This is a genomic window from Chromobacterium sp. Panama, from assembly GCF_003052555.1.
In the GTDB taxonomy this organism is placed as follows: domain Bacteria; phylum Pseudomonadota; class Gammaproteobacteria; order Burkholderiales; family Chromobacteriaceae; genus Chromobacterium.
This window is the reverse complement of sequence record NZ_QARX01000001.1, coordinates 1,983,328-2,006,403: the sequence shown is the minus strand read 5'-3', so window position 1 is coordinate 2,006,403 and position 23,076 is coordinate 1,983,328. Positions and strand designations below refer to the sequence as shown.

Genomic DNA, 23,076 nt, shown 5'->3' with positions numbered 1-23,076 from the left:
GCGGCAGATCGTAAACAGGTTCTAAGGCGCCGCGTCGGCGTCGGACGCCGCCGCCCGCGCGGCGTCCAGTTCCGGGCGCAGCAGAAACTCGCGCAGCGGCATCGGCCGCGCAAACAGATAGCCTTGCAGCCAGCCCACGTCCAGGCGGGTCAGGTAGGCGCGCTGGGCCTCGGTTTCCACCCCTTCCGCCACGATTTCCAGTTTCAATTTGTGCGCCAGTTCCGCCACGCTGTCGACAATGTGGCTGGACGGCGCGTCCGCGCCTATGCTGGCGGTAAAGCTCTTGTCTATCTTGATGCCGTCCAGCGGCAGCTGTTGCAGATAGACCAGGCTGGAATGGCCGGTGCCGAAATCGTCTATCGCGATCTTCACCCCCAGCTCGCGCAGCCGCGCCAGCCGCGCGCAGGCCTCCGGCGTGGGCTCCACCATCTCTCTTTCCGTCAGCTCCAGCACCAGATTCAGCCCCCCGGGCGGGAAGTGGGCGAGAAATTGCCGGCAGTCCCCCAGCAAGACGTCGTCGCGCAGATGAGCGGCGGTGATGTTGATGCCCAGGTGAAATTGAGGTGGCAGCCGGCTCCGTCCCAGGGTCCGCGCCAGTTGGCGCATCATCTGCCGCGTCATCGGCACGATCATGCCGCAATCCTCGGCGCGCGGAATGAACAGGTCCGGCCGGATCAGGCCGTCGCGCGGATGGCGCCAGCGCATCAGCGCCTCCGCGCCTTGCCAGCCCAGCCCGTCCGGGCGCACCACCGGTTGCAAAAAGGGCTCGAACTCGCCGTTGTCCAGCGCGCGCTGCAATTCCACGGTGGGCGAGGCCGGCCGGTTCAGCTGCCAGCGCAGCGCGGCGGCCAGCACCAGGCCCAGGGCCGCCATGCTGAGAAACACCAGCTCGTAGCTGTTGGCCATCTGGCGGTACAGGTCGCGGTGGTTGAAGCCGCTGATCACGGCATAGGGGTGGCGGGGGGAGGCGCGTTCTATGGTGAGCAGATCGAAGGACGGGCTGGGGTTGAGGTGTACCGCGTGGTCCGGCCCTATCCAGTGCGGACCTACGCGCATATAGACCGGACTGTAGTCGCTGGCCATGTCCAGGCTGAACTGCAGATGCAGGCCGTCGATGGCGATGTAGATGGCCGTCGGACCCGCTTGCTTGCGGTAGATGATCAAGGGCCGATCCGGCGTCAGCTCGTTGCCGGACATCAGGCGCAGTTCGGTGGCCGACCGCGGCGTGTCCGGCGGCGAAATCTGCCGGTGGTAGACGCCGAACAGCGAGGAGCAATAAAGAATGCCGCCGCGTTCCAGGGTGACGCTGCGGATGAAGGGCACGATGGTGACTTGTTTGCGCAGCGCCTGTTCAATCCGCGAACACGGCTGGCCGGTCAGCGGAGCGACGGTGACGGTGGCCTGTTCCGCGTAGTCCAGCATCAGATCCAGCATGTTTTCCGCCTGGCTCGTCTGCAGGGTGGCCTGCTGCCGCAGCCGGTTGCTTTCCTGCCAGTAAACGATGGGGGTGATCACGGCCAGCGGCAGGAGCGCGGCGACGCCGATCAACAGCCAGCGGCTGATGCGGGCGGGCAGGGTGAGGCGGCGGGACATCATGGCGCGGATGCGGAAGTCGGCATGGTTCATGATATACGAGGGCCGCCGCCGTTGCCGGGCCGGCTAGCGCTCCGCCGCTTCCGGCTGCGACAGGTAGACCAGGCTCAGCAGGATGAAGCCGATGAAGGCGTAGGCCTTCATCTGGCCGTTCCACTGGCTGGCCCACATCGCGAAGTATTCTCCGCCTATCACCGCGAAACCGGTGTACCAGACCAGCAGCGCCGGAACGCAGCCCAGCGTGAACAGCGTCTTGCCGCGCAGATAGGCGTCCTCGCGTCCGCATAGCGCGCCGCGCAGCATGGCGCCGCCGCCCCAGGCGCAGATCAGGCCGAACAGCAGCTCGCCGGCGATGATGGCCAGATAGGCGGCCTGCTGCAAGCCGGGATCGGTGATGGCCCGGCTTTTCAGCGCGTGGCCGTTAAACCAGGGTTCCATGCCGTCCATGGCCAGCACATGGCGGACGAACTGCCAATTGCTGTCGTAGTCCAGCATATTGCCGCTGGCCGCCAGCAGGCCGAACAGGGCGATGGAGAGCGCGAGCAGGCTTTTCAGGCCTTGCTGGGCGCGGCGCAAAGAGGGCAGATGCATGGGATTTCCTTATCGTGAGGGATGGGGCGATTGTGCCAGCGCGGCAAGATGCTGGGAATGGCCGGCGCCGGCGTAAAAAAACCCCGCGCAAGCGGGGTTGGGACGGTTTTGGAGCACTGGCTTAGAACCAGCGGCCGTAGCGTTTGATGTAAAGGGTTTTGACGATCTGGGTCAGCGTCATATAGCCCAGCATGGTCGCCAGCAGCCACCAGAAGTAGCTGGGGTCCAGCTTGACGAAGCCGATGCTGTCCGCCAGCGGCGAGAACGGCAGGTAGCAGCCGATGGCGATGGCCACCGAGGTGGACAGCAGGACCGGCAGCGAGGCGGTGCTTTGCAGGAAGGGGATCTTGCGCGTGCGCAGCATGTGCACCACCAGGGTCTGCGACACCAGGCCTTCGATGAACCAGCCGGAGTGCATGATGCTGGCGCCGCCGTCGCTGACGCCATGAGCCAGGCCGGCGTAGTAGGCCGCGCCGGCGCCGAACACCGTCCACATCAGCGTGTAGGTGGTGATGTCGAACACCGAGGAGGTGGGGCCCAGCCACAGCATGAAGCGCTTGATGTTGTTGGCTTCCCACTTGCGCGGCTTCTTCAGGAACTCCGGATCCATCTTGTCCCAGGGCAATACCATCTGCGATACGTCGTAGACCAGGTTCTGGATCAAGAGGTGCATCGCCAGCATCGGCTCCCAAGGCAGCCAGGCCGAGGCCACCAGCACCGAGAACACATTGCCGAAATTGGAGCTGGCGGTCATGTTCAGGTACTTGAGGATGTTGCCGAAGGTTTCCCGGCCCTTGATCACGCCTTCTTCCAGCACCATCAGACTCTTTTCCAGCAGGATGATGTCGGCGGTTTCCTTGGCGATGTCCGCGCCGCTGTCCACCGAGATGCCGACGTCGGCGTCGCGCAGCGCCGGCGCGTCGTTGATGCCGTCGCCCAGGAAACCCACGGTGTGGCCGTTGGCCTGCAGGGCCTTGACCACGCGGGACTTCTGCAGCGGAGTCAGCTTGGCGAAGATGGTGGTGTGCTTGACCGCGCTGCACAGCGCCACGTCGTCCATCGCCTCGATGTCCTTGCCGATCAAGGGCACGCCGGGGCTGAGGCCGACGTCGCGGCACACTTTGGCGGTGATGATGGGATTGTCGCCGGTCAGCACCTTGACCGCCACGCCGTATTCCTTCAGCGCGCGGATGGCCGGCGCCGCGGAGTCCTTGGGCGGATCCAGGAAGGTCAGGAAGCCGCGTACCACCAGCTGGGCCTCGTCATTGGTCTTGTAGTTGCGCTTGGCTTCTTCGGCGGGGATGTCGCGGGTGGCGACCAGCAGCACGCGGTAGCCTTCGGCGTTGTAGTCCTGGCTGCGCTTGAGCAGGGCGGCGCGCTCCTCGGCGGTCAGCGGCTTGATCTGCGAACCGTCCTGAACATGGCTGGAGACGGCCAGCATTTCCTCCACCGCGCCTTTGGAGATCATCAACTGGCGGCCGCGCTGGTTTTCCACGATCACGGACAGGCGGCGGCGCACGAAATCGAACGGCATTTCATCCACCTTGTTGTAGCCGTCCGGCTTGACCCGGCTGCCCAGTTCGTCCGCGTGCTCCACCACGGCAATATCCATCAGGTTCTTCATGCCGCTCTGGTGGAAGCTGTTCAGCCAAGCCAGTTGCAGCACGCCTTCGTCTTTGAGCCCATGGATATTGTAATGGTGTTCCAGGATGATCTTGTCCTGGGTCAGGGTGCCGGTCTTGTCGGTGCACAGCACGTCCATCGCGCCGAAGTTCTGCACCGAGTTCAGCCGCTTGACCACCACCTTGCGCCGCGCCATCGCCACCGCGCCCTTGGCCAGGTTGGCGGACACGATCATCGGCAGCATTTCCGGGGTCAGGCCCACGGCCACCGCCAGTGCGAAGGTGAGGGCGGACATCCAGTCGCCCTTGGTCAGGCCGTTGATCATGAACACCACCGGCACCATCACCAGCATGAAGCGGATCAGCAGCCAGGATACGCTGTTGACGCCGCGGTCAAAGCTGGTTTCCACGCGCTTGTGGCTGACCACGCTGCGCGCCAGCGAACCGAAATAGGTGTCGGTGCCGGTGGCCACCACGATGGCGGACGCCTTGCCGCTGACCACATTGGTGCCCATGAAGCAGACATTGGGCAGGTCCAGCAGATCGGCGTCGCCCTTGGCCTGGCCGTTGGCGGATTTCTCGGCCACCGCGCCCAGGGTGTCGTACTTCTCCACCGGCAGCGCTTCGCCGGTCAACACCGCCTGGCTGATGAACAGATCGCGGGATTCGATCAGCTTGATGTCGGCCGGAATCATGTCGCCGGCCTGCAGGTGGACGATGTCGCCCACCACCAGCTCGCTCATTGCGATTTCCTGGCGGATCGGGCTGCTGCCGTTGGCCGGGCGCCGCTGCGCGGTGGCGGTGTTGCGCACCAGCGATTTCAGCTTTTCCGCCGCCTTGGCGGAGCGGAATTCCTGCCAGAAACGCAGCAGGCCGCTGATGCCGACCATGGTCAGCAGAATGATGATGCCGGTCCATTCCTCGTCGCCGGGGCTGGCGAAGTAGACATCGGTGAAATAGCTGATGGCGGCCAGCACCATCAGCACCACGACAAAGGGGTTCTTGAACGCTTGCGCCAGCTGGATCAGCGGGTGCGGAGCCTTGTCGTGGGCCACCTCGTTGGGTCCGAACTGGGCGTAGCGCTGATGCGCCTCCGCCATGGTCAGACCGTCCTGGTGGCCGCGCACGCGTTGCAAGGTTTCTTCCACGGAGCTTTCGGCTTCCTGTACCGCGCGGATAACCGGTTTTTCCTGTTTTGCGCCTGGGGTGGCGACATAGCCTTTCAGCTTGTGTCGGCTGCTAGTGTGTTTCGTCATTGTTTCGTCTCCTGCGCGCCTGTTTCGCGCAGAGCGGTCGGGCCTGTTCAGGCCGGCCTGGTGTCTGGCGGACGCAGCACGGCGGGTGTTGCGGATGTTCCGGGTTGTTGTTTTGCGCCCGCCTGCGTTGTTGTCGGTGTGTGCAGGGCGGGCGGTAGCGGGTAACTGTCGTCGGTCATGGTGTTTCCTTCATGTGGGCTTGAAGCCCGCGCCGCCGCGGCTGGGCGGCGCGGGAGGGTGAATCAGGATTGGGCCAGCGGACGGACTCCGGCGGACCACTCGGGCCGGACCTGGCCGGGCAGGATGTCCAGCCGGACCCGGGCCAGCGGCAGGTTGCCGAGCCGCTGCATGACGGCTTCCAGGAAATGCATGGAGGCGTCGCCGCGGGAACGGAACTCGGTGGCCAGCATCCAGTTGGCCGGCGCGCCGGAGGCGTGGCATTCGCCGGCCAGCAGGGTTTCGTTCCAGCTGGACACTTTCAGCCCGTGGCCTTGGGCGGCGGCGCGGATTTCCCGGCGCGCGGCCTTGACCGCTTGCGTGGGGCAGATGACCGACAGTTGATAGCGCTGCGGCCGGATGTTGTGGCGGATGATGTCGTTCATGGCGATCTCCTTGCGATCCGGCTTCCGTCGCGTGAGGACGTGCCGGCCCCTGCCTGGCGGCATGCGATGACAGGGTTGTTTTTGACGGTGGCGAGGCGCGCGGGCCTATCCCGCCGCCGTCAGGCGGAGGAGATCAGGCGGTGCGGGCGGCCTCGGGTCTGCAAGATCGGGGTTCCGGTTCTTCAGACATGGCTGGCCTTTCTTGGCGGTGGGGTTGAACTCAATGGACGCTCAGGCGCTGGCCGCCCAGCGACGGGGCGTGGCCCGCGTCTCCGGCTTGCGGCGTCCCCAGCGGACGCGGTGAATCTCCGGCATCTTGCTCAGGCGCAGCGCCATTTCATTGAAGGCGCGACGCAGGGCGACCGGGCAATCCAGGCGCACGCTCAGGCAGGCTTGTCCGGAGGCGGCGGCCGGGGTGATGGCGACGTGGGTCGCCGCCAGGCCCAGGGTGTGCATTTCCCAGAATAGTTGTTTGCGCAGCGCGGTAATGACCGGGATGTCGCAAATCACATTCAGGTGGCAGCTGGTTTCGTCTTGGCGTTTGCTTGGATTGCGCGCGAGATAATTGAATAACCAAGCCAGTTTATTGTGGCGCATATTTCACTCCCTCATTTTCATTTTGAAAATGCGACGGACAGCATTATTCCCTTTCTGTGTTTTATAGACGCAGAAATAAAAATAATTTAATGGTCGATTGCGATGGTCGGCGGCGGCTAATTGGCCGGTCCCGTTGTCGCAATAAGGGAGGGGCTCAGATCAGCAATTCGCCAAGGGCCGGCGCGGTCGCGGTTCAGGGTCTTCTATCAACATCGGAACCTCCTGCTGGCTGGCAGCGTTTGCGTTTATAGGATCGCGCGGACATGGCCGCGCGCGGGAAGTCGGGGTGGGTTCAGTGCGCCAAATGGGCCCGTTGGGCCAGCAAAAAGGCGCGGTTGGGCACGCGCGGGCGCTGCGCGTGGCGCGCCCAGTGAACCCGGTTGACCTGGGGCAGCTGGCAAAAATGCGCGGCTAGCTGGTTCAGGCAACGGCTGGCCACGTCCGGACAGGCGAAGAGCACGCTCAGACAGGCCAGGTCGTTGTCGCCGGCGGTCAGGGCGATGCGTTCCACCTCCAGGCCGCGGGCGTGCAATTGCTTGGCCGCTTGCACGCGCAGCATGGTCAGGTCCGCATGGACGCAAAAAATGTTCAACTGGTAAACGGCGGCCGGGGCGGTGGTTTTGCCTGGGCGCAGCAGGGCTGCCAGTTTAGTGATCAAGCGCATGATGATTCCTCCCATTGGCGATGCAAGGAGGACGCGACGAAATCCGAAGGCAAACGCCGTCAAAGGGAATCCGTGCGCAATCAGGCGGCAAGCCGCCTGCGCGGCGCGAATCTGGGGATGTCTGAAAAGCTTGGCCGTTCGGCCTGGGGTCCGGCTCGCACTGGGCCGCGCGCTAGGCGGGTCGCTGATGTGCGTTGTTGCCGAATTTTAGACACCACACCCTGTCATTGCAGGATGTGGCAGAGAAAAGGTTCTGCTAAATCCTGCAAGACGGCGTTGCGATACAAGATCGACTACTTCCGTCGTTGTCCACGATGAACCTTTGCAGTATTTGAGATGCCCGGATTATAGGGGGCTTTACGAGGATAGGCAATCCTGAATCAAACTTTTTTACATTTTTGTGTGCGGCGCAACACTAAATAAGCCATGGGCATGGGGTGGAATGAAAAACGGCGTCGCAATGCCTGAAGCCAGGTCTTCAATGCGGCGGATATTCGCCGTTTATTAATATAAGAAACGGTTCAAAGTCTCGCGAGCCAGAGCAAGACAAGGCGAAAACGAGCGTAAGAGCGGAGTTGCTCGTGGCGCATGAGCATGTTGAGCTCGCATTCACCCTGCAAGGCTTCACGAAGCGCGGCAGACTTGGAGCCGGTTTCAGCAGGAATCAATCGTCGCCGTAAGCGTAAGGCCCGCCTTTTTCCAGCGCGGCCCGATAGGCCGGCCGCGCATGGACGCGGCGCAGGAAGTCCAGCGCATGCGGATGTTCCCGATTCAGATAGCCGCGCGCGCGCGCGGCTTCCAGCGGAAAACTCATCTGGATGTCGGCGGCGCTGAAGACGGGGCCGGCGAACCAGCCGTGGCGGGCCAGGCAGCGGTCGGCATGGCTGAGCAGCGCGTCCAGCTGTGGTTGCAGATAGGCGCGACGGACGCCGGCGGCCAGTTTGCGCGCCAGCGGCCGCAGCAGCCAAGGGACCGGCGGCCGGTCCAGCCGCGAGAACACCAGGCTCATCACCAAGGGCGGCATCAGCGAGCCTTCGGCGTGGTGCAGCCAGAACAGGTAATCGCTGTGCTCCGGCGTGCCGGCGGCGGGCTTGAGCCGGCCTGAGCCGTAGGTGTCCACCAGGTAGTCGACGATGGCGCCGGATTCGGCCAGGGTCAGCTCGCCGTCGCTGATCACCGGGGACTTGCCCAGAGGGTGCACCGCCTTGAGTTCCGGCGGGGCGAGCAGGGTGAGCGGATCGCGCTGGTAGTGCTGAATGCGGTAGTGCAGGTTCAGCTCCTCCAGCAGCCAGAGCACGCGTTGCGAGCGGGAATTGTTCAAGTGGTGGACGGTGATCATGGGCGGGTTCTTCCATTGCGCCGGAGCGCGCTAGATGGGGAGCCGGCTGCCGGCCTTGACTTCGCGCAGCGCCAGGCTGGAGTGGATGGAGTGCAGGCCCGGGGTGCGGCGCAGCACGGTTTCGATGAAGTCGCTGTACGCGTCCAGATTGGGCGCGACCACTTGCAGCAGATAGTCGGCGTCGCCGGTGATCTTGTGGCAGGACAGCACCTCCGGGCGCTCCCGCATCTGGTCTTCAAAACGATTGGGCGCCTCGTCGGCGTGCTGGCCGAAGCTGAGCCGGACAAAGGCCAGCACATCATAGCCCAGCTTGCGGCGGTCCAGATTGGCCTGGTAGTCCTTGATGTAGCCGGCTTCCTCCAGCCGCTTCAGCCGCCGCCAGCAGGGGGTGACGCTGAGGGACAGCCGTTCGGCCAACTTGGGATTGGACATCGCTCCGTCCTGCTGCAGCAAGCGCAACAGAGTCAGATCCGTATCATCCAGCGGAGTTTTGAGTCTATTCATGCTCAATAATCGCTTTCAATATTACTTTCTTGCTCCAGATTAGCGCCGAAGGCGGGGCAAAAGCAAAACTATTCCAGCGGCCGCGGCGCATACTGGGGCCTTGCCTTATTCAAGCGAGACACGAGGAGGGACGGGGATGTTGACGATTTACAGCGACGCGCACCATCTGCACCATGGTTGCGAGTTGAAAGACGGGGTCTTGATGCCCTGTTTCGAGCAGCCGGGGCGTGCCGACACCATCTTGGCGCGAGTGAGGGCGACGGGGCTGGGCCCGGTGGCCGCGCCGAGCGAATACGACAGCGAACGCTACGCCCGCGTGCACAGCCGGCGCTATGTTCGTTTTCTGGAACGGGCCTGGGACGAATGGACCGCCGCCGGCCGCAGCCACGACGCCTTGCCGCTGATCTGGCCGGTGCGCGATCTGCGCGGCGACATCGAACCCGAATTCATCGACGGCAAGCTGGGTTTTTACGCGATGGACGCCGGGGTGGCGATCACCGCCGGCACCTGGAGGGCGGCGCGCGCCAGCGCCGACGTGGCCTTGACCGGCATGGACGCCTTGCTGGCGGGAGAGAAGAGCGCCTTCGCGCTGTGCCGGCCGCCCGGCCACCACGCGGCCGCCGAGTATATGGGCGGCTACTGCTATCTGAACAACGCGGCGATCGCGGCGCAGTCCTGCCTGGACGGCGGCGCGGCCAGGGTGGCCTTGCTGGACGTGGACTACCATCACGGCAACGGCGGGCAGAGCATTTTTTACGAGCGCGACGATGTAATGTTTCTGTCCTTGCACGGCGATCCCAAATCCTCCTACCCATATTTTTCCGGCCATCGCGACGAGCGGGGGCGGGGCGCCGGCCTGGGCTTCAATCACAATTACCCGCTGCCGCACGGCACCGGCTGGCCGGCCTACGGCGCAGCCTTGCGCCACGCTTGCGGGCAAATAGCCGCTTATGCGCCGGACGCGCTGGTGGTGTCGCTGGGCGTGGACACCTTCAAGGATGATCCGATCAGCCAGTTCCGCCTGGAGAGCGAAGACTTCCTGCGCCTGGGCGCATGCATCGCCGAGCTGGGCTTGCCGACGCTGTTCGTGATGGAGGGCGGTTATATGGTGGACGATATCGGCGTCAACGCGGTGAATGTGTTGACGGGCTTCCAGGCGGGCGGCGTAGGCGTTTGACCTGGGTCAGCCCGGCGGCGAATAAATCGCCGGGCCGCCGGCCGGCAAGCCGAACTTGTGAAAAAAATGTAAAAAGCATAGAGTGGCGGGTGTAAAATTGCTTACACCCGACAACTTCAGAGTTATTTCTCATGAAAAGCGGCCATCCCGACTCCGCAGATCGAAGTCCCAGCGCGTTTTATCAGCATTTTTCGCCCAACCTGCCCCTGGCGGGCAAACGCCATGTCAAATGGCGGCTCAGCGCCCGACAGGAGGAAGTCTTGCTGCATGCGGCGTTGATCGCCTGTATCGCGCTGGTGGGGCTGTTCGCCTATCTACGCCACTAAGCGCCCGTTCCAAGGAATCCATTCAAAGTCCGCCGCGCTTCGTGAGGCGTGGCGCGGCGAGCGCCGGCGTTCGGCATGCTCGCGCGCCCCTCGTACATTCCGCTTTCTCAGCCGCAACGCCTTGTCTAGCTTTAGCTAGCGAAATCGTAAACACGTTCCAAGGCCCGCCGGCACAGCCTTATCCTGCGTTGCGCAGCGCGAGGCGGGGCGGATTTTGAACGGCTTCTAAGCCGGCTGCGCCTGTTCCGCGAGATCGATTTCGCGTCGCAGCTGTTTCAGCGTCGGCGTCACGATGGCGATGAAGCTGGCCTCGCGCAGCCGGCGCTGCGCCGAATGCGACAGCAGAAAGCCGGCCGCGCCGGCGTGCAGCTGAGCCGACATCGCCGCGCGCAGACACAATTCGCCCACCGCGGCGCGCAAGCGCAGCACGCTCAAGGGTTGAACCTGGCCCGCCTCGGCCTGAGGCGCCAGCGTTTTCGCCTCGCGCCACAAATCGGCCAGTTCGGCCGCCAGATCCTGATACGAGTGGTCCAGCCAGCGATTCTGCTCGCCGTCGCGCAGATTGGCTTCCTGGATGTCGTCCAGGCAGCCTTGCACAATGCCCAGGCCCGCCGCCGCCTGCGCCAGCACGAAGCCGGGGCGGACGCGCCGTATGAAGGCGGCGAAGTCGGCCGGTTCCGCCGCCACCCGCTCGGCGGGCACCAACACCTTGTCCAGCCTCACGCTCAACGTGCGGGTGCCGGCCATGCCGGCGGTGGGCGGCCCGTCGCAGAGCCGTACCCCCGGCGCGTCGCAATCGGCGACGAAGACCAGCTTGCCGCCGTCCGAGGCGGCCGCCGCCGCGGCGAACACATGGCCGCCGCCGATATTGGACACCCAGGGCAGATCGCCGGATATCCGATACCCGCTGGGGCAAGGTTCTGCATGCAGCCGCAGCGGCTCAAGGCCGGCCAGGTGCTTGATGGCGTTGGACAGGCCGGGGCCGCCCAGGCGCCGGCCCGCGGCCAGTTCCGTCATCAGCGATCTCAGCTCCGCCCGCGGCGCCGCGTGGCGCAGCAGCCATACGCTGGCGCTCTGGCACCAGGCCAGAAAGGCGGTGCTGCCGCAAACCGCGCCGACTTCGGCGATGGCCGCCATCGCCGCGACCAGGCCCGGCCCGTCGCCGGCTTCCGTCGGCAACAAGGCCGCGTAGGCGCCGTCTTCGCCCAGGCCGCGCAATATCTCCTCCGGATAATATCCTTGCTGATCGATGGCGGCGGCCAGCGGCGACAGTTGCAGGCGGACGCGTTGGTCTACGCGGCGGAGCAGGGCGAGGGATTCGGCTTGGTGCATGGCGCGGGGAGGGGCGTGGTTGATTTCAGCGGCATTCTGGGCGGGATAGACGGCGCTGTCTATGTGTACAGCATGACATCTGTCCCTGCCGATTGAGCGCGCGGCGGAACTTGTCCACGCCATCGCGGCTCTATCTTTTTTATTATTGACACCGTTCCCGCCGCGCTTTGGCGCGGGCAGTTCATAAGCGCGGAACGGGGAAAGGTTCCGATGAGCGCATCCCCCATTCTCTCCCTTGGCCTGCTGCTGGCCGCGCTAGGCCTGGCAGGCCCCAGTCTGGCGCTGGACCTGGACCTCAAGCCGACGCCGCCCGAAACGGCGAGCCCCGCGGCCAAGCCGCCGCCGGGCTGGAGCCTGGGCTACGACAGCAAACGCTTCAGCTATCCGCCGTCCGAGCGCACCCGCCTGCTGGCGGACCAGGCGCTGCGCAGCAAGCAAGAGCCCAAGACGCCGGTGGACTGCCAAAGCCATCCCGGCTATGCCTATTGCCAGCCCAAGGGCGCCGAGCGCGCCTACGCCTCCGCGCCGCCCCAGCCCATGGGCAGCGCCAAGCTTTGCGATCAGGACCCCTATTCGCCGCAATGCGCGGACAGCGCCTTGCAGCTGCATACCCGCAACAGCAATTGCGCGCCGGACGACAGAAACTGCCAGGGGCTGGGTCTCAGCCTCAAGTGGGGCGACTGAGCCGAGGCCTGGGACTGGACGGGACGCGGCAAGCCGGTAAACTGCCGGGCATTGAACCCACTCAGCGGCCGGCATGCGCATCCTCCACACCTCGGACTGGCACTTGGGCCAGCATTTCATCGGCAAAACCCGCCTGGCGGAGCACCAGGCCTTCATCCACTGGCTGCTGGAGCAGGCCGACGTCCACCGGGCCGACGTCGTGCTGGTGGCCGGCGACATTTTCGACACCGGCGCGCCGCCCAGCTACGCGCGCGAACTCTACAACGGCCTGATCGCCTCCGCTCATCGCGCCGGCGTGCAACTGGTGCTGCTGGGCGGCAATCACGACTCCGTGGCCACACTGGCGGAAAGCCGCGCGCTGTTGTCCTATCTGTCAGCCAGCGTGGTGCCGGCCCTGAGCGAGGACCCGGCCGATCAGGTCCTGATGCTCAAGCGCCGCGACGGCGAGCCGGGCGCGCTGCTGTGCGCTTTGCCCTATATCCGCCCGCGCGACGTGCTGCGCAGCCAGGCCGGCCAGAGCGCCGAGCAAAAGCAGCAATCCTTGCAGGACGCCATACGCGAACGCTACCGGCAGGTGTACGAGCAAGCGCTCCGCCGCCGCGAACAATTGGGCCTGCCCCTGCCCATCGTCGCCAGCGGCCACCTGACCACGGTGGGCGCCAGCGCCAGCGAATCCGTGCGCGAAATCTACGTCGGCGCGCTGGAAGCCTTTCCCAGCAACGCCTTCCCGCCGGCCGACTACATCGCCCTGGGCCACATCCACCGGCCGCAGAAAGTGGGCGGCCACGAGCACATCCGTTACAGCGGCTCGCCCATCCCGCTGAGCTTCGACGAAGCCGGCCAGGGCAAGGAAGTGTTGCTGGCGGAGCTGGACGAGCAGGGCCTAGGCTCCGTCCGGCCGCTGGCGGTGCCTTGCTTCCAGCCCTTGCGTTCGGTGCGCGGCAGCCTGGCGCAGTTGCCGGCGCTGTTGGCGCAGGCGGCGGAGGCCGGCAGCGCGGAACGGCCGGTCTGGCTGGAGATCGTGGTCAGCGCCGACGACTACCTGAGCGATCTGTCCGCCCGCGCGCAGGCGCTGTGCGCCGATCTGCCGCTGGAGCTCTTGCGCGTGCGGCGCGACCGCGGGCAGGCCGCCTCAGGGCTGGCCTCGACCGCCGGCGAAACCCTGGACGAACTGACGCCGCTGGACGTGTTCGAGCGCCGGCTGGCGCTGGAAACCCTTGATCCGCCGCTGCAGGAGCAACTGCGGCTGCGCTATCGCGAAACCCTGGCCGCCTTGCGGGAGGAACAGGCATGAAGATACTGAGCCTGCGCCTGAAAAACCTCAACTCGCTGCAAGGCGAATGGAAGCTGGATTTCAGCGCCGAGCCCTTCGCCGGCAGCGGCTTGTTCGCCATCACCGGCCCCACCGGCGCCGGCAAATCCACCTTGCTGGACGCCATCTGCCTGGCGCTCTACCACAAGACGCCAAGGCTGGACGCGGTGACCCAGGGCAGCAACGACATCATGAGCCGGCACACCGCGGACTGCCTGGCGGAAGTGGAGTTCGAAGTCAAAGGCCGGCGTTACCGCGCCTTCTGGAGCCAGCGCCGCGCCCGCGACAAGCCGGACGGCGCGCTGCAAGCGCCCAAGGTGGAGCTGGCCGACGCCGACGGCGAGATCCTCAGCAGCCAGGTGGCGGACAAGCTCAAGCGCGTCGAAGCCATCACCGGCCTGGATTACGAACGCTTCACCAAGTCCATGCTGCTGGCGCAAGGCGGTTTCGCCGCCTTCCTCAACGCCGACGCCAACGCGCGCGCGGAACTGCTGGAAGAACTGACCGGCAGCGAAATCTACGGCCTGATCTCGCAACAGGTGTTCGAGCGCGCCCGCGACGCGCGCCAGACCCTGGAGCAATGGCAGGCGCGCGCCGACGGCGTGGAGCTGCTGGAACCGGAGCGGCGCGCGGACATGGAGGCCAGGCTGGCCGCGCTGGGCGCGGCCTCGCGCCAGGCGCAGGCGGACTGGGAGCTGGCGCGCAAGCAATGGCAGTGGCGCGAAGCCCTTGAACAGGCGTGGCGTCAGAGCGCGGACGCCGACGAGGCGTGGCGGCGGGCCAGCGAGCAGGAGGCGCGGGCGGAGCCGGAACTGGCGTGTTTGCGCCGCGACGAGCCGGCGCGGCGCATCCTGCCGCAATGGCGGGAAACGGAGCAGGCGCGGGCGGAGCTGCTGCGTCTGAGCGCGGAAAGCCAGGCGCTTGGCCATGCGCAAGCGGCGCGGAACGCGGACTGGCAGGCCGGCCATTGGCGGGCCTTGAGCCAGGCCCGCCGGCTGGAGCGGACCCAAGGAGCGCGTCTGGACGCGCTCAAGGCCGCGGCGGAGGAACAAGAGGCCGCCGCCCGGCGGCTGAGCCATCGCGCGCGCCTGGGCGAGTTGCTGGAACGTTGGCGCGCCGGTTTCGATCAACAGCAGCGCTTGCGGCAACAGCGCGACGGCTGCGCCGCGCGCGTCGCGGAGCTGGACGCCCGGACGCTGAACCAGCGCCAGGGCCTGGCGGCCTTGAACGCGGAGACCGAGGCGGCGGAAGGGCGCGGCCTGGAGACCGCCGCCGCGCTGCGGCGGGCGGAAGAGGGCGGCCGGGCGGCGCTGGACGGCCGCAGCCTGGCCGAATGGCGCGAGCAATGGCAGCGCGCGCTGCGCCAAAACACGGCCTTGCGCGGCCTGGCGACGCTGGCCGCCGAGCTGAAGCCGCTGGAAGAGCGGCTGGCCGGCCGGCGCGAGGAAAGAGCAGCGCAGGAGGCCGAGCGAGCGCGCCGCGATGCCGACTTGCAGCGGCTGCGCGCCGATTACCGGCTGGCGCAGGAACAAACGGCGGACAAGCGGCGGCTGCTGGAGCAGGAGCGGCGCATTCTCAGCCTGGAACAGCACCGCGCCGCCTTGCGGCCGGGCGAACCCTGCCCCTTATGCGGCGCTTGCGAGCACCCGGCGGTGGCCGCCTATCAGGCGCTGGACATCGGCGCCGCAGAAGCGGCCCTGAACGCCAAGGAGGCCGCGCTGGAGACGCTGCGAGAACAAGGCCAGCAGGCGGCGGCGCAGCTGGCGCGAGACGAAGCGCAGCTGCGCCAGCTGGACGCGGCGACGGAACAGGAACAAGCGCGCCGCGAAACCCTGGCCGCGCAATGGCTGAGCGAGGGCGCGCCCTGGGGGCTGGCGGACGGGGACTGGCGCGGACCGCGGCTGGAACAGGCCTGCCGGGACGCGGAAGGGCTGCAGCTGCGGCAGGAAAGCGCGCTGCGCGCCGCCGAACAGGCGGAAGCGGCGCTGGAACGGGCGCGCGCGGACGCGCGGCGGCAAAGCGAGGCCGTTCAGGCGCTGGGCCAGAAACGGGCCTTGCAAGAACACGGCCTGCGTAGCCTGGAACAGAGCCTGCAAACGCTGCGGGACGAGCTCGCGCAGCGCGAGGCCGAGCTGCGGGAACTGGCCGGCGGCCGCGACGCCGACATCGCCGCCGCGGGCTTCGACGCCCCGGAAGCGGGGCAGGAGGCCGGCTGGCTGGAACAGCGCGCCGCCGATTGGCGGGACTGGAAAGATTTGGAACAGGCTCGCCGGCAAGCGGAAACCGACGCGGAGGCCCAGGCCGCCGCGCACCGGCTCGCCGGAGAACGCGTCGCGGATTGGGACGCGCGCTGGCGGGCGTTGCGGCTGCCGGACGGGGCGCCGCCGCAGGAGGACGGCGACGCCGAGGCCGCCTGGCTGGCCGCGGTCGCGGATTGCGAGGAATCCGCGCGGACCCTGGCCCAGATCCAGGGCGCGCTGGAACGGGCGGACAGCGACGCCGCGCGCCAGCGGCGGCGCGCCGAGGACGCGGAACAGGCTTGGGCCCAAGCCCTGGCCGCCAGCCCGTTTGCGGACGCCGCCGCCTTTCTGGCGGCGGCCTTGCCGGAGGCCGAGCGCGAGCGCTTGAGCGCGCTCGGCCGGCAACTGGAGCGGGAAAGGCTGAGCGCTGCGGCGCTGCGGCAACAGGCCGCGGAACGGCTGGCGGCGCTGGAGCGGGACAACGCCTCGCCGCAGCCGGAACCGGAATTGCGCCAGCGCATGGAAGCGCTGGACGCCGAGCGGCAAAGCCTGGCCGGCGAGGACGGCGCCTTGCGCGCCTTGCTCGACAACGACGCCGCGCGCCGCGACGGCCAGCGCGAGCTGTTCGCCCGCATCGACGGGCTGCGCGAGGAGGCCGACGTTTGGCAGCGCTTAAACGGCCTGATCGGCTCCGCCGGCGGCGACAAATACCGCCGCTTCGCCCAGGGTCTGACGCTAGAGCATCTGGTGGCGCTGGCCAACCGCCACCTGAGCCGGCTGCACGGCCGCTATTGGCTGCGCCGCCGCGCCGACGGCGAGCTGGAGCTGGAAATCGTCGACAGCTGGCAGGCCGACGCCGCGCGCGACACCCGCACCCTGTCCGGCGGCGAAAGCTTCCTGGTCAGCCTGGCGCTGGCGCTGGCCTTGTCCGACCTGGCCAGTCACAAAACCTCGATCGATTCGCTGTTCCTGGACGAGGGCTTCGGCACTCTGGACGGCGACACGCTGGAACTGGCGCTGGACGCCCTGGACGCGCTCAACGCCGGCGGCAAGACCATAGGCGTGATCAGCCATGTGGAGGCCTTGAAGGAGCGCATCCCGGTGCAGATCCGGGTGGGCCGGGCCGGCGCCGCCGGTTGCTCCGCGCTGACGGTGAGCGGCTAAGAAGCTGTTCACGATCGGCTGCGCGTCGTTGAGAGGCGGCCGGGTGAGCGCCGCTTCGAAATGCTGATGCGCCGCGTGTGCATTCGGCTTTCTCAGCGGTTTTCGCCTCGCTCTGGCTTGGAGACCATGAACAGGCCCGCCTCAGCCGGCGGCGAAGTCGGCGAGTGCGGCGCCGTCCATCCGGTAGCGCACCCATTCCGCCTGCGGCTTGGCGCCGATGGACAGGTAAAAGTCTATGGCCGGCTGGTTCCAGTCCAGCACGCTCCATTCGAAGCGGCCGCAGCCGTGTTCCACCGCCAGCTGGGCCAGGCGGCGCAGCATCAGCTTGCCGGCGCCGCCGCCGCGTTGCCGCGGCGAAATATACAGGTCTTCCAGATACAGGCCCTGCTTGGCTTGCCAGGTGGAATAGCTGAAGAAGTAGACGGCGTAGCCGGCCGGTTCGCCGTCCACCTCGCAAATCAGCGCCCGCGCCGGGCTGTCCGCGCCAAACAGGCTGGAGACGATGCTGTCCTCGGTGGCGGCCACTTGATCGCCGGCGCGTTCGTAGACGGCCAGCTCCTTGATGAGGCGCAGGATCAGCGCGGCGTCTTGGGCTTGGGCGGGGCGGATATGGATGGACATGGACGGAACCTGAATAGTGGTGAATGGATTAAGCGCTATACTACGGCCAAGACAAACTGCATGCGCTGCATTGTTTTCAAGTCATGATGAACATCCTGCATTCCGACCTGCGCCGCTTGGACCTGAATCTACTGCTGGTCTTCGACGCCTTGCTGCGCCAGCGCTCGGTCAGCGCCGCCGCCGACGAACTGGCGATGAGCCCGTCGGCGTTCAGCCACGCGCTAGCGCGGCTGCGCGCCGCCCTGGGCGACGATCTCTTTGTGCGCATCGGCAATGCGATGCAGCCCACCGCCTACGCGGAAAGACTGGCCGGCGCGGTGAGCGCCGCGCTGGAAACGCTGTCGCAAGGGCTGGCCGAGGCCGGCGGTTTCCAGCCGGAGCGCAGCGAACGGGCTTTTGTGATCGCGGTGACCGACTACACCGCCTTCGCGGTGATGCCGCGCCTGCTGGCGGGCTTGCAGCGGGCGGCGCCGCGGCTGCGCTTCAAGCTGGTGCATTCCCGCGGCCGCGAGTCCGCCGAGGATCTGGCCGCCGGCCGCATTGACTTCGCGCTGGGTTATGTCGAGGAGATTGCGGAGCCGGCGGCCGGGATTGAAAGCTTCGACTGGCTGGAAGACCGCTACGTGGCCATCGTCAGCCGCGCCCATCCGCGCATCCGGGACGGCCTCAGCCTGGATCAATACCTGGCGGCGCGCCACGTGGTGGTGACGCCCTGGGGAGAAAGCCGCGGCGGCATCGATCGCGCGCTGGAGCGCCGGGGCCTGCGCCGCGACGTGGCGCTGCAACTGCCGTCGGTGCTGGCCGCGCCCTTCATCATTGCGGAGTCCGAATGGATCATGACGCTGCCGCGGCTGGCGGCGCAGGCCTTGAGCCAGGCCGCGCCCATCGCTGTCCACGCCGCGCCGTTCGATATCCCGTCCTACACCCTCAAGGTGTACAGCCACGCCCGCCACGGCCGCAGCGCCGCCCATGATTGGCTGCGCGCGCAATTGCGCGCCTGCGCGCCGTCGCTTCAGGCTTAGAAGGTGTTCACGCTCTTGCGAGCGAGAGCGAGACAAGGCGTTGCGGCTGAAGAAGCGGAGTGTTTCAGCGGCGGACGAGCATGCTGACACTGTGCTCGCCGTGTAAGGCTCCACGACGCGCAGCAGATCGTAAACAGGCTCTTAGCGCCGGCTCAGCCCAGTCGTCGCGTCCAATGCCCCTGGATGCGCAGGGCCTGGAAATAGCGCTCCGGCGCGGCGAAACCGGCGTTTTGCAGCAAGGCTCGCTGTTCGGCCTCGGTCAAGGGGTGGAAATCGCGCTCCAGCTTGAGCCGCATCTGGGCGGCGTCCTCCGCGCTCATGCCCAGGCTTTGAGAAGCGTGGCCGCCGGCGGCGGCCAGCGCGGCGGATGGGGCCGCGGCAAGGTCGGCCAGCAGCAGCGGGGCCTCCGGCCGCAGTCTGGAGCGGGCGGCGCTCAGCAGCGCCAGCTTGGCCGGAGAAGGCAGGAAATGCAGCACCAGCAGGCAGAGCGCCGCGTCGAACTCCGTTTCCGGCAAGGCGTCCAGCGCGCAGGGGCGGAAATCCACGCGGCCGGCGACATCCGCTTGCTCCAGGCGCCGCCGCGCAATGGCCAGCATGTCGGCGGACGGGTCTTGCGCGCAAAAGCGCCAGCCGGGATGCCGCCGCGCCAGCGCGAGGGTGTCGCTGCCGGTGCCGGCGCCGACGACCAGCACGCGCGCATCGGCGGGCAACAGGCCGGCGAGCAAGGCCTCGCTCAATTGGTGCAGCAGGGCGTAGCCCGGAATCAGCCTGGCGATGCGCTCGTCGTAGCCGTCGGACCCGCCGCCTTGAAATCTGTCCATACCTTTTCCCCTTAAAAACGAGGCGCCCTGGGCGCAATGACAGGCGTGGCGGCGGCTGGGCCTGAAATGCGCTTATCATGGTGGCTTCAAGCATGCGCGGTCAAGCCGGGCCGTTGTTCGGGGCGGCCGCGCCAGGAGAAGCCGATGCAAGCAGAATGGAGCGGTCTGGACCGCTATTACACCGCGGCGCTGCGGGTGGAGGACGGCGTCTTGAACGGCGCGCTGGCGGCCAACGCCGCCGCCGGCCTGCCGGCGCAGGACGTGTCGCCGCTGCAAGGGCGTTTTCTGCATATTCTGGCGCGTTTGATGCAGGCGCGGCGGGTACTGGAGATCGGCACCCTGGGCGGCTACAGCACCATCTGGCTGGCGCGGGCGCTGCCGGCAGACGGCCGGGTGGTGACCTTGGAAGCCAATCCGGCGCACGCGGACACGGCGCGGGCCAATCTGGCCGCCGCCGGCGTGGCGGACAAGGTGGAACTGCGGGAAGGCCCGGCGCTGGACAGCCTGCCGCTGCTGGCCGGGGGCGAGCCCTTCGATCTGATCTTCATCGACGCAGACAAACCCAACAACCCGGCTTATCTGGAATGGGCGCTGAAGCTGGCGCGCCCCGGCGCCGCCATCGTCGGCGACAATGTGGCGCGCGGCGGGGCGGTGGCCAATGTGGTCAGCCAAGACCCCGGCGTGCGCGGCGTGCGCCGCTTCATAGAAGACATGGGCGCCGAGCCGCGGCTGACCGCCACCGCGCTGCAAACCGTGGGTGTCAAGGGTTGGGACGGGTTTTCCATCGCCATCGTCAATGAAACGGCCTGAGAATCTGTTTACGATCTGCTGCGCGTCGTGAGACGTGACACGGTGAGTGCCGCTTCGAAATGCTGATGTACCGTGACACTCCGCTTTCTCAGCGGTTTTCGCCTTGTCTCGCCTGAGCTCGCAAGATCATAAACTCGTTCCGAGCGCCGGCTCGCGGGAAGGCAAACCGGCGCCCGCGCTCAAGAGCAGGCGGAGTCCAGCGCCGGATTCGCGTCCGTTTCCTCCGTCTGCGTCTGAGCGACGCCACGCAGGAACAGCGCCACCACCAGCGCGCTGAGCACGGTCAGGGCGGACAACAGCGTCAGCAGCCGTTGGAAGGCGGCGGCGTAAGCCTGGGACAGCGCCTCCGGCGCGAGGCCGGGCAAGAACTCGCCGACGGCGGCCAGCTTGCCCAGCGCCCCCTGGCTGGCGGCCGCGGCCAGCGCCTGGGGCGCCGCCGCGGACAAGGGGGCGAGGCGTTGTTGCAGCAGGGCCGCCAGCAGCGCGCCCACCAAGGCCAGCGCAATGCCTTCGCCCGCCACCCGCGTGGTGCTGAATATGCCGGCGGCCATGCCGGCGCGCTCCTTGGGCACCACGCTGACCGCCAGACCGTCCATCAGGCCCCAGGGCAGGCTGATGCCCACGCCTATCAGCAGCAAGGGCCACAGGGTCTGTTGCAGCGCGGACAGTTGCGGGTAGCGGCTAAGCCACCACAGCCCCAGCGCGCACAGCAGCAGGCCGCCGGCGGACAGAACCGCGGCGGACAGCCAGCGCGTCAGCCAGGCAGCGCACAGCGGCAGCGCCAGCATGGGCGCGGACAAGGCCAGCATCACCCGGCCGGCCTCCGCCTCGCTGACGCCTTCCGCCCCCACCAGGCGCAGCGGCAGCAGCACCAGCAAGACCACGAAGGCGTAAGCCGGCGCGGCGGCCAGACATTGCACGCCGACAAAGCGCGGATAGCGGAACAGGCTCAGGTCCAGCATGGGACGCGCCGCGCGGCGCTCCAGCGCCACAAACAGCCAGAACGCCGCCGCGGCCCCCAAGAGCAGGGCAATCACCCGCGGGCTGCTCCAGCCCAGCTCCGGCGCCGCCAGCGCGCCGTAAGTCAGCAGGCTCAGCGCCAGCGTGAAGCTGAGCGCGCCCGGCCAATCCAGGCCGGCGGCCTGAGGGTCGCGCGATTCGCGCATGCAATAGACGGCCAGGCCCAAGGCGAGCAGGCCCACCAAGCCGGCCAGCGCGAAGATGGAACGCCAACCCAGCGCCTGAATCAGATAGCCGCACAGCAAGGGGCCAAAAGCCAGGCCGATGCCGAAGGTGGTGCCTATTAGGCTGAAGGCCCGCGTGCGCGCCGCGCCGGCGAAGCTTTGCGCCAGCGCCGCCAGGCCGCTGGCGAAGGACAGCGCCGCGCCCAGGCCCTGGGCCGCGCGCAGCAAGTCCAGCCACAGCAGGCTGCCGACCAGGAACAAGCCCAGCGAGGACAGGGAGAACAGGCCAATGCCGAGCAGAAACACCCGTTTGCGGCCGTATTGATCGGCCAGCGCGCCGGCCGCCATCAGGCAGCCGCCGAAAGTGAGCATGAAAGCGTTGGTGACCCAGGTCAGGGCCAGCGCGTCGCCGCCCAGCTCGCGGCCTATCGCGGTCAAGGCCAGCGCCGGGCCGGTGAAGCTGAGCGGCGTGGTCAGCGCGGCCAGGCAGACCGCGGCCAGGGTCAGTAAAGGAGCGCGTTGGGAGGGCGCCGGTTTGGAGGGATGCATGATTTCGCCTTTCAAAGAGTGGGACAAGCGCCCGCGCGGCGCGGCGGGCGGATGCGGATGGTCATTGGGCGAACACATGATAATTTGACGGCAATTGACGAAAAACAGGCGCCGTGTCCAAATTAAGCGGACAAAAAATCCTCAATAAGGACGTAGGCATGGATAGTTTGAGCAGTTTGGCCGCTTTTGTACGCGCCGCGGAGGCGCAAAGCTTTGTCGGCGCCGGCCGCGCGCTGGGCGTGTCCTCATCCGCCGTGGGCAAGAGCGTGGCGCGGCTGGAAGAAAAACTGGGCGTGCGGCTGTTCCAGCGCAGCACCCGTCATGTGCGGCTGACGGCGGAGGGCGAATTGTTCTACGAACGCTGCCGCCGCATCCTGGACGATATCGACGACGCCGAGGCCGAACTGGCGCAGAGCCGCGCCGCGCCGCGCGGCAAGCTGCGGGTCAGCCTGCCGGTGGTGGGTTATCGCATGCTGCTGCCCATCCTGCCGGACTTCATGCAGCGTTACCCGGAAGTGGAGCTGGACCTGGATTTCTCCGACCGCATGGTGGACGTGATAGAAGAGGGCCTGGACGCGGTGGTGCGCAGCGGGCCATTGGCGGATTCCCGGCTGATGGCGCGGCCCTTGGGGCCCTTCCGTCTGCTGGTGGTGGGCTCGCCGGGCTATCTGCGCGAGCGCGGCGCGCCGCAAAGCCCGGAGGACCTGGCCCATCACGCCTGCCTGCGCTATCGCTTCCCCAGCACCGGCAAGCTGCAGACCTGGGCGCTGGACGGCGCGCCGGCCGGCCAGGACTGGCCGCCGAGCAGCGCCTTGAGCTGCAACAATATCGAGGCGCTGATCTGCGCCGCCAGCCAGAATCAGGGCCTGGCGTACTTGCCGGACTTCATCGTGCGCGACGCGCTGGCCGCCGGCCGGCTGCAAATCGTGCTGGAGCCCTATCTGGGCCAGACCGGCATGTTCCATGTGCTGTGGCCGTCCAGCCGCCAGTTGTCGCCCAAGCTGCGCGTCTTCGTGGACTTCCTATGCCAGCGCATGTTCGCGCCGGCGGGCGGGGCTGCGTGAGG

20 protein-coding genes are annotated in these 23,076 nt (G+C 67.2%); 8 read left to right on the top strand and 12 right to left on the bottom strand.

The features are described 5' to 3' along the window. Window positions 1-21: 21 nt before the first annotated feature. The 8 genes from DB032_RS09035 to DB032_RS09000 form a co-directional block, all read right to left on the bottom strand. Complete coding sequence (locus DB032_RS09035; RefSeq protein WP_107799186.1) at window positions 22-1,626, bottom strand: EAL domain-containing protein; 1,605 nt, start codon at window positions 1,624-1,626, stop codon at window positions 22-24. Window positions 1,627-1,659: 33 nt separating this feature from the next. After that, entirely contained in the window at window positions 1,660-2,184 is a 525-nt protein-coding gene (locus DB032_RS09030; RefSeq protein ID WP_107799185.1) for a DUF2165 family protein, read from the bottom strand. 121 nt (window positions 2,185-2,305) lie between these two features. Next, on the bottom strand, window positions 2,306-5,062 hold the full coding sequence (gene mgtA / locus DB032_RS09025; protein ID WP_107799184.1) for a magnesium-translocating P-type ATPase: 2,757 nt from the start codon (window positions 5,060-5,062) through the stop codon (window positions 2,306-2,308). Window positions 5,063-5,304: 242 nt separating this feature from the next. Continuing rightward, window positions 5,305-5,664, bottom strand: coding sequence for a hypothetical protein (locus DB032_RS09020; protein ID WP_107799183.1), 360 nt, complete (start codon window positions 5,662-5,664; stop codon window positions 5,305-5,307). Window positions 5,665-5,895: 231 nt separating this feature from the next. Further along, complete coding sequence (locus tag DB032_RS09015) at window positions 5,896-6,261, bottom strand: hypothetical protein (protein ID WP_107799182.1); 366 nt, start codon at window positions 6,259-6,261, stop codon at window positions 5,896-5,898. 292 nt (window positions 6,262-6,553) lie between these two features. Beyond that, window positions 6,554-6,925, bottom strand: a complete 372-nt coding sequence (locus tag DB032_RS09010) for a hypothetical protein (protein WP_048414716.1) — start codon at window positions 6,923-6,925, stop codon at window positions 6,554-6,556. A 664-nt stretch (window positions 6,926-7,589) separates the two neighbouring features. Further along, a complete protein-coding gene (locus DB032_RS09005; protein ID WP_107799181.1) occupies window positions 7,590-8,264 on the bottom strand; it encodes a glutathione S-transferase family protein in 675 nt (224 codons plus the stop codon). Window positions 8,265-8,294: 30 nt separating this feature from the next. Continuing rightward, window positions 8,295-8,768: an Lrp/AsnC family transcriptional regulator gene (locus DB032_RS09000; protein WP_233246668.1), complete on the bottom strand. Its 474-nt coding sequence runs from the start codon at window positions 8,766-8,768 to the stop codon at window positions 8,295-8,297. A 136-nt stretch (window positions 8,769-8,904) separates the two neighbouring features. Here DB032_RS09000 and DB032_RS08995 point away from each other — a divergent pair, with 136 nt between their 5' ends. Both DB032_RS08995 and DB032_RS08990 read left to right on the top strand, forming a co-directional pair. Beyond that, complete coding sequence (locus tag DB032_RS08995; protein ID WP_107799179.1) at window positions 8,905-9,945, top strand: histone deacetylase family protein; 1,041 nt, start codon at window positions 8,905-8,907, stop codon at window positions 9,943-9,945. A 131-nt stretch (window positions 9,946-10,076) separates the two neighbouring features. Then, entirely contained in the window at window positions 10,077-10,271 is a 195-nt protein-coding gene (locus DB032_RS08990; protein ID WP_107799178.1) for a hypothetical protein, read from the top strand. A 225-nt stretch (window positions 10,272-10,496) separates the two neighbouring features. On the opposite strand, the gene DB032_RS08985 is transcribed toward DB032_RS08990, so the two are convergent. Beyond that, a complete protein-coding gene (locus DB032_RS08985; protein ID WP_158274271.1) occupies window positions 10,497-11,603 on the bottom strand; it encodes an acyl-CoA dehydrogenase family protein in 1,107 nt (368 codons plus the stop codon). A 210-nt stretch (window positions 11,604-11,813) separates the two neighbouring features. Here DB032_RS08985 and DB032_RS08980 point away from each other — a divergent pair, with 210 nt between their 5' ends. The 3 genes from DB032_RS08980 to sbcC all read left to right on the top strand — a co-directional run bounded on the left by DB032_RS08980 (window position 11,814) and on the right by sbcC (window position 17,003). Continuing rightward, window positions 11,814-12,287 carry a hypothetical protein gene (locus tag DB032_RS08980; RefSeq protein WP_107799176.1) on the top strand — a complete coding sequence of 158 codons (474 nt, stop codon included), beginning with the start codon at window positions 11,814-11,816 and terminating at the stop codon, window positions 12,285-12,287. A 73-nt stretch (window positions 12,288-12,360) separates the two neighbouring features. Then, entirely contained in the window at window positions 12,361-13,581 is a 1,221-nt protein-coding gene (gene sbcD, locus DB032_RS08975; protein WP_107799175.1) for an exonuclease subunit SbcD, read from the top strand. Beyond that, window positions 13,578-17,003 carry an exonuclease subunit SbcC gene (sbcC, locus tag DB032_RS08970; protein ID WP_107799174.1) on the top strand — a complete coding sequence of 1,142 codons (3,426 nt, stop codon included), beginning with the start codon at window positions 13,578-13,580 and terminating at the stop codon, window positions 17,001-17,003. The genes sbcD and sbcC overlap by 4 nt, the downstream gene beginning before the upstream one ends. A 141-nt stretch (window positions 17,004-17,144) precedes the next feature. Here the strand turns inward: sbcC and DB032_RS08965 are convergent, their stop codons facing one another. Then, window positions 17,145-17,624: a GNAT family N-acetyltransferase gene (locus tag DB032_RS08965; protein WP_107799173.1), complete on the bottom strand. Its 480-nt coding sequence runs from the start codon at window positions 17,622-17,624 to the stop codon at window positions 17,145-17,147. Window positions 17,625-17,710: 86 nt separating this feature from the next. On the opposite strand from DB032_RS08965, the gene DB032_RS08960 reads away from it, so the two are divergent. Further along, a complete protein-coding gene (locus tag DB032_RS08960; RefSeq protein ID WP_107799172.1) occupies window positions 17,711-18,646 on the top strand; it encodes a LysR family transcriptional regulator in 936 nt (311 codons plus the stop codon). Window positions 18,647-18,798: 152 nt separating this feature from the next. Here DB032_RS08960 and DB032_RS08955 read toward each other — a convergent pair whose 3' ends face one another. Next, a complete protein-coding gene (locus tag DB032_RS08955; RefSeq protein ID WP_107799171.1) occupies window positions 18,799-19,467 on the bottom strand; it encodes a bifunctional 2-polyprenyl-6-hydroxyphenol methylase/3-demethylubiquinol 3-O-methyltransferase UbiG in 669 nt (222 codons plus the stop codon). Window positions 19,468-19,611: 144 nt separating this feature from the next. Here DB032_RS08955 and DB032_RS08950 point away from each other — a divergent pair, with 144 nt between their 5' ends. Beyond that, window positions 19,612-20,277 (top strand): O-methyltransferase, encoded by a 666-nt coding sequence (locus tag DB032_RS08950; RefSeq protein WP_107799170.1) that lies wholly within the window; start codon window positions 19,612-19,614, stop codon window positions 20,275-20,277. Window positions 20,278-20,456: 179 nt separating this feature from the next. Here DB032_RS08950 and DB032_RS08945 read toward each other — a convergent pair whose 3' ends face one another. Beyond that, a complete protein-coding gene (locus tag DB032_RS08945) occupies window positions 20,457-22,010 on the bottom strand; it encodes an MFS transporter (protein ID WP_107801765.1) in 1,554 nt (517 codons plus the stop codon). Window positions 22,011-22,168: 158 nt separating this feature from the next. Here DB032_RS08945 and DB032_RS08940 point away from each other — a divergent pair, with 158 nt between their 5' ends. Next, the gene (locus tag DB032_RS08940; protein ID WP_107799169.1) at window positions 22,169-23,074 is read left to right on the top strand and encodes a LysR family transcriptional regulator; all 906 of its coding nucleotides are present in this window, start codon (window positions 22,169-22,171) and stop codon (window positions 23,072-23,074) included. The last annotated feature ends 2 nt before the right edge of the window (window positions 23,075-23,076 follow it).

What these genes read in the sequence shown, in the direction of transcription:
- DB032_RS09030 (WP_107799185.1), bottom strand. Translation starts at nt 2,184, where the DNA reads ATGCATCTGCCCTCTTTGCGCCGCGCCCAGCAAGGCCTGAAAAGCCTG.
- DB032_RS09035 (WP_107799186.1), bottom strand. Translation starts at nt 1,626, where the DNA reads ATGAACCATGCCGACTTCCGCATCCGCGCCATGATGTCCCGCCGCCTC.
- DB032_RS09010 (WP_048414716.1), bottom strand. Translation starts at nt 6,925, where the DNA reads ATGCGCTTGATCACTAAACTGGCAGCCCTGCTGCGCCCAGGCAAAACC.
- DB032_RS09020 (WP_107799183.1), bottom strand. Translation starts at nt 5,664, where the DNA reads ATGAACGACATCATCCGCCACAACATCCGGCCGCAGCGCTATCAACTG.
- sbcD (WP_107799175.1), top strand. Translation starts at nt 12,361, where the DNA reads ATGCGCATCCTCCACACCTCGGACTGGCACTTGGGCCAGCATTTCATC.
- DB032_RS08940 (WP_107799169.1), top strand. Translation starts at nt 22,169, where the DNA reads ATGGATAGTTTGAGCAGTTTGGCCGCTTTTGTACGCGCCGCGGAGGCG.
- DB032_RS08965 (WP_107799173.1), bottom strand. Translation starts at nt 17,624, where the DNA reads ATGTCCATCCATATCCGCCCCGCCCAAGCCCAAGACGCCGCGCTGATC.
- DB032_RS08990 (WP_107799178.1), top strand. Translation starts at nt 10,077, where the DNA reads ATGAAAAGCGGCCATCCCGACTCCGCAGATCGAAGTCCCAGCGCGTTT.
- DB032_RS09005 (WP_107799181.1), bottom strand. Translation starts at nt 8,264, where the DNA reads ATGATCACCGTCCACCACTTGAACAATTCCCGCTCGCAACGCGTGCTC.
- sbcC (WP_107799174.1), top strand. Translation starts at nt 13,578, where the DNA reads ATGAAGATACTGAGCCTGCGCCTGAAAAACCTCAACTCGCTGCAAGGC.
- DB032_RS08955 (WP_107799171.1), bottom strand. Translation starts at nt 19,467, where the DNA reads ATGGACAGATTTCAAGGCGGCGGGTCCGACGGCTACGACGAGCGCATC.
- DB032_RS08950 (WP_107799170.1), top strand. Translation starts at nt 19,612, where the DNA reads ATGCAAGCAGAATGGAGCGGTCTGGACCGCTATTACACCGCGGCGCTG.
- DB032_RS08960 (WP_107799172.1), top strand. Translation starts at nt 17,711, where the DNA reads ATGAACATCCTGCATTCCGACCTGCGCCGCTTGGACCTGAATCTACTG.
- DB032_RS08995 (WP_107799179.1), top strand. Translation starts at nt 8,905, where the DNA reads ATGTTGACGATTTACAGCGACGCGCACCATCTGCACCATGGTTGCGAG.
- DB032_RS09000 (WP_233246668.1), bottom strand. Translation starts at nt 8,768, where the DNA reads ATGAATAGACTCAAAACTCCGCTGGATGATACGGATCTGACTCTGTTG.
- DB032_RS08945 (WP_107801765.1), bottom strand. Translation starts at nt 22,010, where the DNA reads ATGCATCCCTCCAAACCGGCGCCCTCCCAACGCGCTCCTTTACTGACC.
- DB032_RS08980 (WP_107799176.1), top strand. Translation starts at nt 11,814, where the DNA reads ATGAGCGCATCCCCCATTCTCTCCCTTGGCCTGCTGCTGGCCGCGCTA.
- DB032_RS09015 (WP_107799182.1), bottom strand. Translation starts at nt 6,261, where the DNA reads ATGCGCCACAATAAACTGGCTTGGTTATTCAATTATCTCGCGCGCAAT.
- DB032_RS08985 (WP_158274271.1), bottom strand. Translation starts at nt 11,603, where the DNA reads ATGCACCAAGCCGAATCCCTCGCCCTGCTCCGCCGCGTAGACCAACGC.
- mgtA (WP_107799184.1), bottom strand. Translation starts at nt 5,062, where the DNA reads ATGACGAAACACACTAGCAGCCGACACAAGCTGAAAGGCTATGTCGCC.